Source organism: Rothia mucilaginosa (assembly GCF_901875305.1).
Classification (GTDB): domain Bacteria; phylum Actinomycetota; class Actinomycetes; order Actinomycetales; family Micrococcaceae; genus Rothia.
Map to the genome: position 1 here is coordinate 126975 of NZ_CABFLY010000005.1, position 14127 is coordinate 141101.

Genomic DNA, 14127 nt, shown 5'->3' on the forward strand with positions numbered 1-14127 from the left:
CTCAACGCCCTGTGTGTTGTCGTGCTATTGGTGGGGTTCGTCGGTATTTGATCAGAATCCCAACCGTCTCTGGGACGGCGTATCGATCCTAGCGGGCCGATTCGTTCTGCGTTTCTTCTTCTCGCAGGGCCAGGGTGCAATCAGGGCAGTAGCCGGTCACTTCAACCACGTGCTCGAGCTCCGAGAAGCCGTACTTCTTGCCCATGCTCAGCGCCCAATCCTCGAACTCGGGGGCTTCCAGCTCGATGGCGGTGCCGCATCGGCGGCAGAGCAGGTGGTGGTGGTGTTCCTTGGCCCGGCAGTGGCGGTACAGGGTTTCGCCCTCTACGCCCTTCACCGAGTCCAGTTCGCCGGTGTTAGCTAGAGACTGTAGCACGCGGTAGGTGGTTGCGAGGGAGACCTGTTCCTTGCGGTTTGCGAGGGTGAGGTGCAGATCCTGTGCCGAAATAAAATCGCCGAGCTCCTCCATCGTGGCCTTGATGATACGGCGTTGACGTGTGTTGCGGGCTTCGGCGGGCTTTGTAATTCTCCGAACAGGAATATGAGTGTCCATTGATGAACCTTTCGGGGCGGAGGACCGCCCCAATAGTCACGGTTAATCTTGTGTATAGAACTGTACACTAAAGCCACATAGAAAGCTCTTGATTTGCAGTTTATCTCAAAAAGTGAAGTTTTCGCAGGAATAGGGGGCGTATAAGAGTAGACTAAAACACATGAAGCTAACAAAGTACACCCACTCCAGCATCCGTATCGAAAACGACGGACACATCCTGGTGATTGACCCCGGTAATTTTGCCCCCGAAGGCGAGCATGCCGAGGCCCTGCAGGGTGCGGAGTACCTTTTCATTACCCACGCCCACCCCGACCACTTTGACGCCCCCTCGGTACTGCCGATTATTGCCCAGCGCATCGCAGAGGGTAACCCCCTGAAAATCTGGGCCGTTCCCGAGGTTGCCCAGGTCATTCTGGAAGCCTCACCCGAGGCTGAGGTGACCGTCGTGGAGGCAGACACCGAGTTTGCTATCCATGGCTTTGACGTGAAGACTTTTGGTGGCCAGCACGCCCTGATTCACCCGCTGATTCCCGTAATCCGCAATGTCGGCTACCTGTTCAACAACAGCGTGTATCACCCGGGCGACTCCCTCGTGGTGCCCCACCGTGTGAAGGCTCAGACCGTTCTGGTTCCGATTCACGCACCCTGGTCAAAGGTTCAGGAGGTCATTGATTTTGTGATTGCTACCGGCGCTCAGCGTGTGGTTCCGATTCACAACGGTATGATCAACCAGAATGGTACCGGTATTATTGAGGGCTTGGTGACGAACTTCGGCGGCAAGTACGGTACCGAGCTGAAGCACCTGAACCCCGGTGAGAGCATCGAGATTGAAGACTAACCCTCATTCCCGTACTACCCGTTCTACTGCCCACGCGTTAATTGCGTGAGCGGTGGGGCATTATCAAAGGAGATACCATGAGCACGATTTTTACCAAGATTATTGACGGCGAGATTCCCGGCCGCTTCGTCTGGAAGGACGACCAGTGCGTGGCCTTTATGGACATCATGCCCGCCTCTGAAGGCCACCTGCTGGTTGTTCCCCGTGCGGAGATTGACCGCTGGCCCGACCTGCCCGAAGACTTGGCTGCCCACCTGTTCTCTGTGGCACACAAGATTTCTGGTGCTTTGGACGAAGCCTTCGATAAGGACCGTGTGGCACTCATGATTGCCGGTTTCGATGTGCCGCACACCCACATCCACCTGTTCCCGGCTGACAGCATGGCTGAGTACGACCCCGCCAACGCCAAGAAGGACGCCACCGCCGAAGAGCTGGACGCGGCCGCCGAGAAGGTGCGTGCCGCCCTGCGCAAGCGCGGTCACGGCGAGTTCGTGCCGGAGGCATAAACACACCTCTTACAGTGTCGATACAGATGAAGGAGCCGCCTTCTACGGGACAGTAGAGGGCGGCTCCTTCATATCGCGTGTTGCTTGCAGAGAGGACCCTTAGTGCTTCTCAGCCTTGGAAATCTGATCGGCCAGGTCCTCGGGGGAGAGGTTAGCGGAGGAGAACTCGGGGGTCAGCGGCAGGTGCAACTGCAGGCCGGTACCGGGGCAAATCTCAACGCTTGCCGAACGCAGCTTGAAGTCGACCACGTGGCCGCCCTGAACGTGATCGTCGTCGATAAAGTGGGCGTGGCAACCGGGCACGGAAATACCCTGCTCGTAGATGGGGGTGCGGAAGCCAACAATCGTACCGGTCACGTTGTCGAACTGGACAATGTCCTCATTCTCGGTGGCCGCAACCATCTTCGGGTAGGGCTTCTCCTGCTTGATGACGGTGCGGGTGCGGACCCACTCGAACTCGCCGTAAATCTTGATGGCGTACATGTAGTTCTTGGAGACGGTGAAGTCATCCAGAATCTGCGAGGCAGACTTACGCAGCAGGTTCTGCGGTAGTTCGCGCTTAATCATGGGCACGAAGTTGGTAACGACAGCGTAGGGGGTCTGCTGGCGCAAATCGGGCAGGGAGACGGAACCGTCGTGACGTACCTGGTAGCAGACGCCGTCGAGGACGACCATCTCGCCGTCGAGGCCGTTGAAGGTACCCACGCCAAAGTTACCGTGGCTCAGGAGCTCACCGATAGTCATTTCACCATCGTAGATACCGTCCAGTAGCTGGGACATGAGACCGGTCTGGAAAACTTCATTACGAAAAACGGTTTCACCGTTTAGGATAGTCGGCTGGTATGCCATAGTATTTCTCCTGGTTGACAGTTGATACGCGGCGTCAGACGAATCGGTCGGTCATCGGCGATGCTCGCCCCGGGAGGCGTTAGGGCACTCAGGTGGGCGGCACTGAGAACACGGCGTGTGATGTCGTTTCTCGAGGAATTCGTAGGTGACGCAGGCCGGGCGCTCGCATTTCCATTGTACGCCCGTCCGTGAAAATCCTGGGACCTGTACTGGGACCTGTAAAGATGGTATCTTATGGTATGCTCCCATGCTCTTTGCGCCCGCTATGAGATTTTAGAGCTTCAAAATCATCTCCACATGCTCGATACCGACCTCAAGGTACGGCTCACCCACCTGCACGAACCCCGCTGCACCGTAGTAGCTATCTTTGAGATATGACTGGGCGCTAATCACCAGCTGACGGGCATCCGTATTCTCCTTGACCCATTCAATCGCTTCACTCAGCAGAGCACGCCCCAGGCCGGTGCCGCGTGCTTCCTCACGTACCGCTACCCGTCCAAGAGTCCAAGCGCCCTCGATAGGGCGATGATAGCCATCATCAACCGTCATAAGGTCGAAGAGACGTAGATATGCCAGGATTCGCCCAGACTCATCTGCATGGAAGAAATGAACAGACTCGAAATCTGCTTCGTCTGGCTCCTGAGCTAGAATCTGCTGACCCACAGTAAAAACTAGGGAACGGGTGATCTGAATCTGCTGAAGCTCACGGAGGGTCAGCTTGTCAAAACGTTTAGCCTGAAAACGAGGGGGAGTGCAAGGCTGGGAAAGCAAAAGGGGCTCGTCCTTTCGTCGTAGTTAGGCAATGAGCGTACCTCATTAAGAGAAGCGGCGTGCAGGAGCAGAACGAATAAGCCGCTCTATGAAATTGTGTGGGGAGGGGGCGATAGCAGCGGCGGATAAACCTGTCGTATCAATGTATTCAACGTTTGCGCCGGGCCCTCCAACAGATAACCGTTGGGAGGGCACATAAAATAATAAAGCTCTATACTGATGAAGCTATTGTCACTCAACGATTCGGAGACACTCCTATGTCTATCGCAGCTATCATGACCTGGACCCTTCAATCAGAAATTCCTGTACCGCCGGATGCCCAAGCTCTTTTAACGCCTGGCGAAAGTGCTGTCGCGGCCTTCGCTACTTTTCGTGATTCCGCGATTTTTACCACTCACCGACTCATCATCCGCGATGCTCAAGGTCTAACAGGTAAAAAGGTAGAAATGTACTCGCTGCCCTACTCTTCGATTCATATGTGGTCTTCAGAGAACGCCGGAAACTTGTTCGATGTAAACAGTGAAATTGCTCTGTGGACAAAGGTGGGATACATCAAAATCAAGCTGGGGCGAAAGGTAGATGTCCGCAAGCTTGACTGGATTATTGCCCAGCAGGTTCTAAAGTCTCAGCAGCACTAAGGCATAAAGATGCTGGCGCCCCTCCCGGTTGCACGACGTAAGTAGGAGGAACGCCAGCATCTTTAGGTTAATCCTTAGAGTTACTCTAAGTGCAAATTCGAGGCATAAGCCTAAACCAACAGCCACAACTCAGAACATGCAATACGGGGCGTGCCACCCTGAATCCTCAGCCCCACGCCCTGAGCGGACCACCGCCTCCGGAATAGGTACCTGAATCACCACTGCGGTAGAAGAAGAAACCCAATAAACGACTGTTCCCCGCACACCTCATAGGTATGCGGGGAACAATCACAGGCTAGCTACTGAATGAAGCAAGCTCTTAGACGCCGTAGTACAGCTGGTACTCAAGCGGGTGCGGAACCAGCGAAAGGGGCTCCAGCTCGTTCTTACGCTTGTAATCAATCCAGGCCTGAATCAGGTCCTCGGTGAACACGCCGCCCTCGAGCAGGAAGTCGTGGTCAGCCTCGAGAGCCTCCAGAGCAGCCTCCAGGTTAGCAGGAGCCTTCTTGATGTCCTTAGCTTCCTCAGCGGGCAGCTCGTACAGGTCCTTGTCAACCGGGGCGGGCGGCTCGATACGGTTGCGGATACCGTCCAGACCAGCCATCAGCTGAGCAGCAAATGCGAAGTAGGGGTTAGCCGAGGGGTCCGGAGCACGGAACTCAAGGCGCTTAGCCTTGGGGTTGGTGCCGGTAATCGGAATACGGATACCAGCCGAACGGTTACCCTGCGAGTACACCATGTTCACGGGAGCCTCGTAGCCGGGAACCAGACGCTTGTAAGAGTTCACGGTCGGGTTGGTGAAGGCCAGAACAGAGGAAGAGTGCTCAATCAGACCGCCGATGTACCAGCGAGCGATGTCGGAGAGGTTAGCGTAACCGCGCTCGTCGTAGAACAGCGGCTCACCGTTCTGCCACAGCGACTGGTGGCAGTGCATACCGGAACCGTTGTCGCCGAATACGGGCTTCGGCATGAAGGTTACGGACTTACCCCAGGCATCCGCGGTGCCCTTGATAACGTACTTGAACTTCAGCAGGTCGTCAGCAGCCTTGGTCAGAGTGTCGAACTTGTAGTTAATCTCTGCCTGGCCGGCTGCGCCCACCTCGTGGTGGCTACGCTCAACCTCGAGGCCAACCTCATCCAGAGCAACGCTCATAGCGTCACGCAGGTCACCCTGCTTGTCGATGGGGGAGACAGGGAAGTAACCGCCCTTAATGGGGGTCTTGTTACCCAGGTTGCCGCCCTCTTCCTTGCGACCGCTGTTCCAAGGAGCCTCGTCAGAGTCAATCTTGTAGAACACGGAGTTCGGCTCGACCTGGTAGCGCACATCCTCGAAGACGAAGAACTCAGCCTCGGCAGCGAAGAACGCGGTGTCTGCAATGCCGGTGGACTGCAGGTATGCCTCGGCACGCTCAGCAACGCCACGGGGGTCACGGTGGTAGGGCTCACCGGTACGGGGGTTCACGATGGAGCAGATGATGACCAGGGTCTTCTCGAGACGGAAGGGGTCAACGTATGCGGACTGAACATCGGGGATCAGCTGCATATCGGACTCAGCGATGCCCTGGAAGCCGCGGATGGAAGAACCGTCAAAAAGCTGACCGTTGACGAAGAAATTGTCATCGATAGCCTTAGCCGGAAGGTTGAAGTGCTGCTGCACACCGGGCAGGTCAGTGAATCGGATGTCAACGAAGACAATGTCTTCGTTCTTAATGAAATCGAGGACTTCCTGAGGGCTGGTAAACATGAGGACTGCTCCTTGTTTGATTGAGTGCGGAGGGAGAATCGTAACCCGCCGCGACAGCTCAACCTGTTTGTCTAGTGTCGGTTTCGGGCGAATCACGAATCACCCGGACATATCCAGCATAGTGGGTATTTTTTTCGGGTGCATGACTAACGTGTTTCGTCAATGTTACAAATTTGGGAAACAGGTAACATCTCTGCCGCTGTACTCCCCTAACCCCTCATCATTCACGACTGACAGCGGGACACTACTCACAATACCGGCCTTAGACACAATGAGGGCCCCGACCCCTCCACAGGGGAGAAGTCGGGGCCCTCAGAAGCGTTACCTAACGGCCGCGCATCGCACGGCGATCGGGGCGTGCACGCATCGGGTCAATACCCTTGGGAAGGCCGTTCATCGGGTTGCGCATGTGGTTCAGGGTCTTCAAACGACCGCCCACCGCCTGCACCTCCTGCTGGGTCAGAGCCTTGGGCAGCTTGTTCATAGTCTTCACGACGTCCTTGAGCTCCACCTGGCCCTCATCATGACCGGTCTCAATCACGTGCACAGGCACGCCGGGAGCCACACGATTCAAATGCTTCTTCTCGGTGCTCACCAGAGCATTCACGCGGCTGTGGGGACCCTCAGTCACCAGCACGATACCGGGACGACCCAGTGCACGGAACACCATATCCTGGTTGCGGTTAGCGGCCACCGGCTGCTCCTCAACCTGCCAGCCTCGACGCACCGAGTTCATGGCTGCACCGCTTCGGCCAGGCTGGCCCTCAATCTGCGAGAAAGCAGCGGCCTCCGCACGACGGCTCAGAATCAGCATTGCCACGACAGCAGCAGCGCCCAGACCCAGAATCAGGAAGGTAATCCAGTTACCCAGAGCAACGCCAATGAGGATAAAGACCAGGAGGGTGCCCAGGGCGGCCAGGCTCAGAATCCAACCAATCTTCGGGTCGGACTTCTTGGTCATCTGGTAGACCTGCTTCATCTGGGCGAAAGTGCCCGGAGTGCGTTCCTTCTTCTTCTTTTTCTTCTCTTCGCGCTTATCTGCCACGATGTCTTCCTCGGTGGTTCTTCCGCGGCCCCGAAGCGCCTCAAACGCTCACGGAACCATAGTGACGTAACGATGCAGTGTGCCTGCAATTTATCTAGTTTACCCTACCCGCACAAAGACCGGGGTATAAAATGGAGGCTCCCCGAACACCAGCTGAACACCGGGTTTGGGGAGCCTCCACACTCTCAGACAGAATCTGAAACGGCTTAGTAGCCCGCAGCCACCAGAGAAGAGGCTTCCTGCAGGGCAGCACCCTCACTCTCAATGTGGGAGAGATTCTCAGGGATGGGGTAGCCGTTCTTACGCATCGCACGAGCCCACAGACGACCCGCACGGTAGGAAGAACGAACCATCGGGCCTGCCATAACCCCGGCAAAGCCAATCTCCTCCGCCATGTTTGCGAAGTCCACGAACTGCTGCGGCTTCACCCAACGCTCGATGGGGTGGAAGAGCGGGCCGGGGCGCAGGTACTGGGTGAGGGTAATGATGTCGCAACCAGCATCGTGCAGGTCGCATAGAGCCTCGTAAATCTCGTCGTCGGTCTCACCCATACCCAGAATCAGGTTGGACTTGGTGACCATGCCACCTTCCTTCGCCTGGGTAATGACGTCCAGAGAACGCTCGTAACGGAACGCGGGACGAATCTGACGGAAGATGCGGGGGACGGTCTCCAGGTTGTGCGCGAACACCTCGGGCTTAGCGTCAATCACCTTCTGGACGTGCTCGGGAACACCCTTGAAGTCGGGAACGAGCATCTCAACACCGGTGTTCGGGCACATCTTGTGAATCTGGCGGGTGGTCTCTGCATACAGCCACGCACCGCCGTCCTCCAGATCATCACGGGCCACGCCGGTCACGGTAGCGTAGCGCAGACCCATGACCTTCACATTCTTTGCCACCTTGAAGGGTTCTGCGTAGTCCACTGCGACGGGCTTACCGGTCGCAATATTGCAGAAGTCGCAACGACGGGTGCACTCGGAGCCACCAATCAAATAGGTAGCCTCGCGGTCTTCCCAGCACTCGTAAATATTGGGGCAACCAGCCTCTTCACACACGGTGTGCAGGCCCTGACCACGAGCCAGCTCACGCATCTCGTTGTACTCAGGGCCGACAATGGCCTTGGTCTTAATCCAGTGAGGCTTCTTCTCGATGGGGGTCTCGGCATTGCGAGCCTCCACACGCAACAGCTTGCGTCCGTCAGGCTTGGTGCTCAAAAGTCTTCTCCTTGGGTTCGACGTGCCCTCTGCTCATTCGGGCCACGTCCTATTCTACGCCCGGTACGGCGTAAGTGTAAGTGAGTTTAATATATGACGTGCAGGTGACGGGCCAGTTACTTAGGCGCTAATAGGCTCGAAAGATTCAGCCAAACGGTCCTGGTACTTTACCAGTTCTGCCTCAAGCGGCTCCAAAATATCTGCAGGAGTGACGGTGCGACCGAGCTGCTCCGAAATTGAGGTGACGCCCGCATCGCTAATGCCACAGGGGATGAACTGAGCAAAGGGCTCAAGGTCGTTGCAGCAGTTGATGGCGAAGCCGTGCATCGTGGTGTTACGCGAAACGCGCATACCCAGAGCGGCAATCTTCTTATCCTGAGTCTTGCCATCACCCAGAATCCACACGCCGCTACGACCCTCGACGCGCTCACCCTTAATACCCAAGCCCGCCAAGACATTGATAATAATTTCCTCGACGATGCGCACGTAGGCTACCACGTCAATGGGCTCGGGTAGGCGAAGGATAGGGTAGGCGGTCAGCTGACCCGGGCCGTGCCACGTGAGCTTGCCACCGCGGTCAATCTTGACGACCGGGGTGGATTTATCTGCGGGATACTCGTGGTCTTCGGTGCGCTTACCGGCCGTGATGACGGGCTCATGCTCCAGCAGAAGAATGGTGTTCTGGCGGGTGCGGTTGGCCACCTCATCATGGATGCGGTACTGGTTCTCGAGGCACTCGACATAGTTCACATAGTTCGGGGCGAAGCCCACTCGTTCAATAGTCACAGACATACTTCTACATTAGACCTGTGGATGAGCTGATAAAAATTAGGGAGCCCTGAATCATATGGTGAGCGAACACGAGGCATCGCAACGCTTTGCGTGAGGGTGAGCGAAAAGTGCCAGAAGATGGTGCATAGGCGCTGAAATTTAACCTTTGCGTGTCTAATAAAGTTATTTAATATAATTTGATACTCTTATATTATGAATAGCGATGAAGTATTCCCGCTCGAAACCATCGGAAACACATCCCTGGGTACCCTGCACATTGTTGATTGCCCCTTTGGAATGCGTACCGGAGAACCGGTTCTGCGCCCGGGACGCTACACCCTGCGCATCCTCAACAACCCGGGAAAACCGATGGCCACGATGCCCCCAAACGGCCCGGGGCTTGCACGAATCTACGGGAAAGTTAGCCCCTCAGACGAAAACAACGCAGTAAGCCTCTACTACGAACCGTTTGATGCAGGAACACTGGACCGATTGCTGGCCATGCGCTCGCTAGAAATCGAAGAGCTTCTAACCCTGGCTTGCGCCCTGCAAGAATCCATCGAGACCCTACGTGAAGCGGGTGAACGCCACGCCATAATCTCCGCCGAGTATGTGGGGCTCACAGCCAGCGGCAAACCCCGGCTACTACTCCCCGAGAGCTCCTACCTTGGCCCGGAGCACGACCTCCAAAAGAACACGGAACTCACACGCTACGTCTGGGTGGGAGAGTACGTACGCTCCGCTGCCGCCCTGCTCTGGTATGCCGCTTGCGGGTACAACCCCGAGCCAACCGCCGCCCGCGTACCCCTTAGCCTGCGTCTTAGCCCCAGAACAAAAACCGAAACCAATCAAGCCCGAAGCCTCGGCCGCGCCCTCGAGTACCTACTGGATGCTCCCGCCGCCCAACTGGCTCGCATCGGTTTAAGACCTGTGCTTAATCTCGACTGCAACTTCAGACCCATTAACGTGTACCTCAGCTGCTCCGAACGTGCCCGGATGCTGATACCCACCGCCCCGCAGCAAGAGGGCAACATGAGAAACACCCCGCTCGAGAAAACCCAAGAGAAGATCCGCAAAACCTTGGAATCCCTCGGGATTATCAAACAACGCGGAAGGTCGATAAGGCGTGCCTCCGGGAGATTACTTCCCCTCACTCCCATCCGGTGGCTCGTAAGCCTCGTTGCGGGTGATAACAGAAGCTCCACGAAAAGCCCGCGCTTTAGCACCTCGACGCGGATAGGTGTTACTGCATTGACCCTGGCTGTGCTCGCGGCCTCTGCAAGCACGCTGGTGCTTAACGGGGGAGCGGGGGAAGCCTCGGCCCGGGTACATGCTGTCTCCACCGAATCACCCGTAGCCCGTGATACTCCCGACGTATCAGAGACGGGGGATAGGACACACGAAAATCCAGAGGCGGTGCTGAGAGCCCTCCTCGACCAGCGTAACCGCGAACGCCGCGCCCGAGGCGGAGCCGAACTCACCCTCGAACGCATCGAAGATTCCGCCGGAGACGGAGCGGACCTGCGCGTCGTCGCGGTGATTTCAGCATCCGGCTACCGGCCCAGTGCGGAAGAAAAACAGGCCCGCAAGCTCAGCGAAGAAAACGGTGTCACTCGCCAAAAAGTTATCTTTGAGCTACACCGCGGAGAGCAAGGCTGGGAAATCATCCGCGCCGAACCCGTGTAACCCTGTAACCCCTGCATTATAGAGATACAAAAAGCGGCGGCCCCACCCACCGAAGTGGATGGGGCCGCCGCTTTTACGTGCCATCGGAAAAACCGGGGAGCTACGCTCGGTTACCCGTCAGGGTACCGCCGCAAGGAAACTTCCTTGAATCTACGCAGGTCTTAGAGGCCCAGCTCAGACTCGAAGTTTGCCTCCTCCAGGCGGGTCTTGACGGTGTGCAGGAAGCGACCTGCGTCTGCACCGTCGACCACGCGGTGGTCGTAGGTGAGGGACAGGTAGCACATGGAGCGGATAGCGATAACGTCGTTACCGTCAACATCCTTAACAACCATGGGGCGCTTCACGATAGAACCGGTACCCAGAATTGCAACGTTCGGCTGGTTGATGATCGGGGTGTCGAACAGTGCACCGAAGGAACCAATGTTGGTGATGGTGAAGGTCGAACCCGACAGCTCCTCGGGGGAGATGTCGCCGGTACGTGCGCGGCCACCCAGGTCGCCAATAGCCTTTGCCAGGCCAGCAATGCCCAGGTCGGAAGCGTTCTTGATGACGGGAACCAGCAGACCCTTGGGGGTGTCCACAGCAATAGCGATGTTCTCGGAGCCGTGGTAAGTAATCTGCTTGTAGTCCTCGGTCATGGAAGCGTTCAGAGCGGGGTGCTGCTGCAGAGCCTCAGCGGTTGCCTGGACGAAGAAGGGCAGGAAGGTCAGCTTTGCGCCCTCGCGAGCAACGAAGCCGTCCTTAGCCTTTGCACGCAGCTGAACAACACGGGTCACGTCAACCTCGGTGACCTGGGTCAGCTGGGTGGAGATGTCCAGGGACTCGCGCATACGCTTTGCAATGACCTGGCGGATGCGTGCGGTCTTCTCGACGGTGCCACGCTTGGGGGAAACTTCGAAGGTGTGTGCAGCCTTTGCGGAGCCTGCTGCCGGAGCAGCAGCTGCGGCGGGAGCAGCTGCGGGAGCTGCGGAACCCTTGGCAGCGATAGCAGCCTGAACATCCTGCTTGCGGATGCGGCCACCAACACCGGTACCCTTCACGGTGGACAGGTCGATGCCGTTGTCCTTAGCGAGCTTACGGACCAGCGGGGTCACGTATGCTTCACCCTCAGCAGCTGCCGGAGCGGCAGGTGCAGCGGGAGCTGCGGCCGGAGCCGGAGCAGCAGGAGCAGCGGCCGGTGCAGCTGCGGGAGCCGGAGCGGCCGGAGCTGCAGCAGCGGAAGCGTCACCGATGATAGCCAGAACCTGGCCAACAGCGGCGTCCTCATCCTCGGGGATGCGGATCTCGAGCAGGGTACCTGCAACGGGGGAGGGAACCTCGGTGTCAACCTTGTCGGTGGAAACCTCAACCAGGGGCTCGTCAACCTCAACCTGCTCGCCAACTTCCTTCAGCCAGCGGGTCACGGTGCCCTCGGTCACGGACTCGCCCAGAGCGGGCAGCAGAACCTCGGTACCGGAAGCGGAGCCAGCAGCCGGAGCAGCAGCGGGAGCAGCGGCAGGCTCAGCGGGAGCGGCCGGAGCAGCAGCAGCGGCGGGAGCGGCCGGAGCTGCAGCGCCGGAACCGTCGCCAATGATAGCCAGAGCAGCGCCAACCTCGACGTCCTCGTCCTCAGGAACGAGAATCTGCTCGACAACGCCTGCTACGGGGGAGGGAACCTCGGTGTCAACCTTGTCGGTGGAAACCTCAACCAGGGGGGCGTCAACCTCAATGGTGTCGCCGACCTCTACGAGCCAGCGGGTGACGGTACCTTCGGTCACGGACTCGCCCAGTGCGGGCAGTACTACGGTGTGGGACATAATCTTTCCCGTTCTCCTTGGTGAATGCTTGAACTAGAAAAATGTGGGCGGCAACCCGGATGCGCACCCCGGCTCAAAACCGGAGGATGCGCATCCGGGTGCAGGGCGTAGTTCAGCGGATACGCCCGTTACCGCCTATGACCTAAAAGGTCGTAACTAAGCCGATGCAAAAGCACCAGCCAGTAAAAATAGGGGCGCCTGGATTATGCGCTGTGCAACGGGGTGCCGTTCAGGAGCATAGCTGCCTCACCCAGAGACTCGTTCTGAGTCGGGTGTGCGTGGATGAACTTGGCAACATCCTCGGGGAATGCTTCCCAAGCAACCCACATCTGAGCCTCACCAATCTGCTCACCCATGCGCTTACCGATGGCGTGAACACCAACGATGGGGCCGTCCTTCTGGCGAACAACCTTGACGATACCGGTGGCGCCCAGGATAGCGGACTTACCGTTACCAGCCAGGTTGTACTCGGCGGTCTCAACGTTGTCAGCACCGAACTTCTCCTTAGCCTTAGGCTCGGAGTAGCCGACAGATGCAATCTCGGGATCGCAGAAGGTGACCTTGGGGATGTTGATGTCTTCAACAACGGTGGGGTTCAGGCCAGCGATTTCCTCAGCAACGAAGATACCCTGCTGGTAACCGCGGTGAGCCAGCTGAACGCCGGGGACGATGTCGCCCACAGCGTAGATGTTGCCCACGCCGGTGTGCAGACGCTCGTTAGCCAGGACGAAGCCGCGGTCCATGGGGATGCCCTGCTCCTCGTAGCCCATGTTTGCAGTGTTCGGGCCACGACCAACAGCAACCAGAACGATGTCAGCCTCGAAGACCTTACCGTCTGCCAGGGTGACCTTAGCGCCGTTAGCGTTCTGCTCGACCTTCTCGAAGAAGGTACCGGTGTTGAACTTGATGCCGCGCTTCTTGAAGGCACGCTCCAGAACCTTGATGATGGCCGGATCCTCGTTCGGAACCAGGTGGGGCAGACCCTCAATGATGGTGACGTCAACGCCCATAGCGTTCCACATGGATGCAAACTCGCAACCAATCACACCGCCGCCGAGCACGATAGCGCTCTTGGGCAGGTAGTCCATCTCCAGAGCCTCGGTGGAGGTCAGGACGCGGCCCTCAATGGGCAGACCGAAAGTCTTGGAGACCGAACCGGAAGCCAGGATGATGTTCTTACCCTTGTACTCCACACCGTTAACGGTGATGGTGTCCTGAGCGGTGAGCTTGCCCTCGCCGGCAATGATCTCGATGCCCTTCATCTTCAGCAGGCCAGCAAGACCCTTGAACTTACCGGAGACGATGCCGTCCTTGTAGTCGCGCACCTTGCCCATCTCGATGGACTGCAGAACAGCGTTAACACCGACCTTGGATGCCTCGCGGGCATCCTCAGCCAGCTCAGCGGCGTGCAGGTAGGCCTTGGTGGGGATGCAGCCGGTGTGCAGGCAGGTGCCGCCGACCTTTTCCTTCTCAACCAGACCGACGGTGAAGCCCAGCTGGCGTGCGCGAATAGCTGCAGAGTAGCCAGCGGAACCGCCGCCGAGGATGAGGATATCGAATTCTTGAGCCACGATATTGCTCCCTTGCATAGTTGGTGGGGTACGACCCCGTGCAATGAGTTCTTACCTATTGGTAGGTTCCCCGGCACACACAGCAGACCCGTATCAAAAGACGCGCGCCCATCCGCGTACGCAGAAAAACACTTAATACAACAAT

At 57.6% G+C, this 14127-nt stretch carries 13 protein-coding genes; 4 read left to right on the forward strand and 9 right to left on the reverse strand.

Annotation, left to right across the window (positions count from 1 at the left end; translation table 11 throughout):
- Window positions 1-88: 88 nt before the first annotated feature.
- Entirely contained in the window at window positions 89-553 is a 465-nt protein-coding gene (locus JX292_RS07095; protein ID WP_204863002.1) for a Fur family transcriptional regulator, read from the reverse strand.
- Between the two features lie 160 nt (window positions 554-713).
- Here JX292_RS07095 and JX292_RS07100 point away from each other — a divergent pair, with 160 nt between their 5' ends.
- Both JX292_RS07100 and JX292_RS07105 read left to right on the forward strand, forming a co-directional pair.
- The gene (locus tag JX292_RS07100; protein WP_204863003.1) at window positions 714-1391 is read left to right on the forward strand and encodes an MBL fold metallo-hydrolase; all 678 of its coding nucleotides are present in this window, start codon (window positions 714-716) and stop codon (window positions 1389-1391) included.
- 77 nt (window positions 1392-1468) lie between these two features.
- Window positions 1469-1897, forward strand: coding sequence for an HIT family protein (locus JX292_RS07105; protein WP_204863004.1), 429 nt, complete (start codon window positions 1469-1471; stop codon window positions 1895-1897).
- A 99-nt stretch (window positions 1898-1996) separates the two neighbouring features.
- Here the strand turns inward: JX292_RS07105 and budA are convergent, their stop codons facing one another.
- Window positions 1997-2746 (reverse strand): acetolactate decarboxylase, encoded by a 750-nt coding sequence (gene budA / locus JX292_RS07110; RefSeq protein WP_204863007.1) that lies wholly within the window; start codon window positions 2744-2746, stop codon window positions 1997-1999.
- Window positions 2747-3019: 273 nt separating this feature from the next.
- On the reverse strand, window positions 3020-3517 hold the full coding sequence (locus JX292_RS07115; protein ID WP_204863008.1) for a GNAT family N-acetyltransferase: 498 nt from the start codon (window positions 3515-3517) through the stop codon (window positions 3020-3022).
- Between the two features lie 257 nt (window positions 3518-3774).
- Here JX292_RS07115 and JX292_RS07120 point away from each other — a divergent pair, with 257 nt between their 5' ends.
- Complete coding sequence (locus tag JX292_RS07120; protein WP_204863010.1) at window positions 3775-4155, forward strand: PH domain-containing protein; 381 nt, start codon at window positions 3775-3777, stop codon at window positions 4153-4155.
- A 319-nt stretch (window positions 4156-4474) separates the two neighbouring features.
- On the opposite strand, the gene glnA is transcribed toward JX292_RS07120, so the two are convergent.
- The 4 genes from glnA to lipB all read right to left on the reverse strand — a co-directional run bounded on the left by glnA (window position 4475) and on the right by lipB (window position 8950).
- Complete coding sequence (gene glnA, locus JX292_RS07125; RefSeq protein ID WP_204863014.1) at window positions 4475-5899, reverse strand: type I glutamate--ammonia ligase; 1425 nt, start codon at window positions 5897-5899, stop codon at window positions 4475-4477.
- Between the two features lie 325 nt (window positions 5900-6224).
- Complete coding sequence (locus JX292_RS07130; RefSeq protein ID WP_204863015.1) at window positions 6225-6944, reverse strand: DUF4191 domain-containing protein; 720 nt, start codon at window positions 6942-6944, stop codon at window positions 6225-6227.
- Window positions 6945-7150: 206 nt separating this feature from the next.
- Entirely contained in the window at window positions 7151-8158 is a 1008-nt protein-coding gene (gene lipA, locus JX292_RS07135; RefSeq protein ID WP_204863022.1) for a lipoyl synthase, read from the reverse strand.
- Window positions 8159-8278: 120 nt separating this feature from the next.
- A complete protein-coding gene (gene lipB / locus JX292_RS07140) occupies window positions 8279-8950 on the reverse strand; it encodes a lipoyl(octanoyl) transferase LipB (protein ID WP_204863023.1) in 672 nt (223 codons plus the stop codon).
- A 192-nt stretch (window positions 8951-9142) separates the two neighbouring features.
- Between lipB and JX292_RS07145 the strand changes: the two genes are divergently transcribed.
- On the forward strand, window positions 9143-10615 hold the full coding sequence (locus JX292_RS07145; RefSeq protein WP_204863025.1) for a peptidase: 1473 nt from the start codon (window positions 9143-9145) through the stop codon (window positions 10613-10615).
- Between the two features lie 161 nt (window positions 10616-10776).
- On the opposite strand, the gene sucB is transcribed toward JX292_RS07145, so the two are convergent.
- Together sucB and lpdA are read right to left on the reverse strand one after the other, a co-directional pair.
- Window positions 10777-12411 carry a 2-oxoglutarate dehydrogenase, E2 component, dihydrolipoamide succinyltransferase gene (gene sucB / locus JX292_RS07150; protein ID WP_204863027.1) on the reverse strand — a complete coding sequence of 545 codons (1635 nt, stop codon included), beginning with the start codon at window positions 12409-12411 and terminating at the stop codon, window positions 10777-10779.
- 203 nt (window positions 12412-12614) lie between these two features.
- Window positions 12615-14000, reverse strand: a complete 1386-nt coding sequence (lpdA, locus tag JX292_RS07155) for a dihydrolipoyl dehydrogenase (protein ID WP_204863029.1) — start codon at window positions 13998-14000, stop codon at window positions 12615-12617.
- Window positions 14001-14127 lie beyond the last annotated feature (127 nt).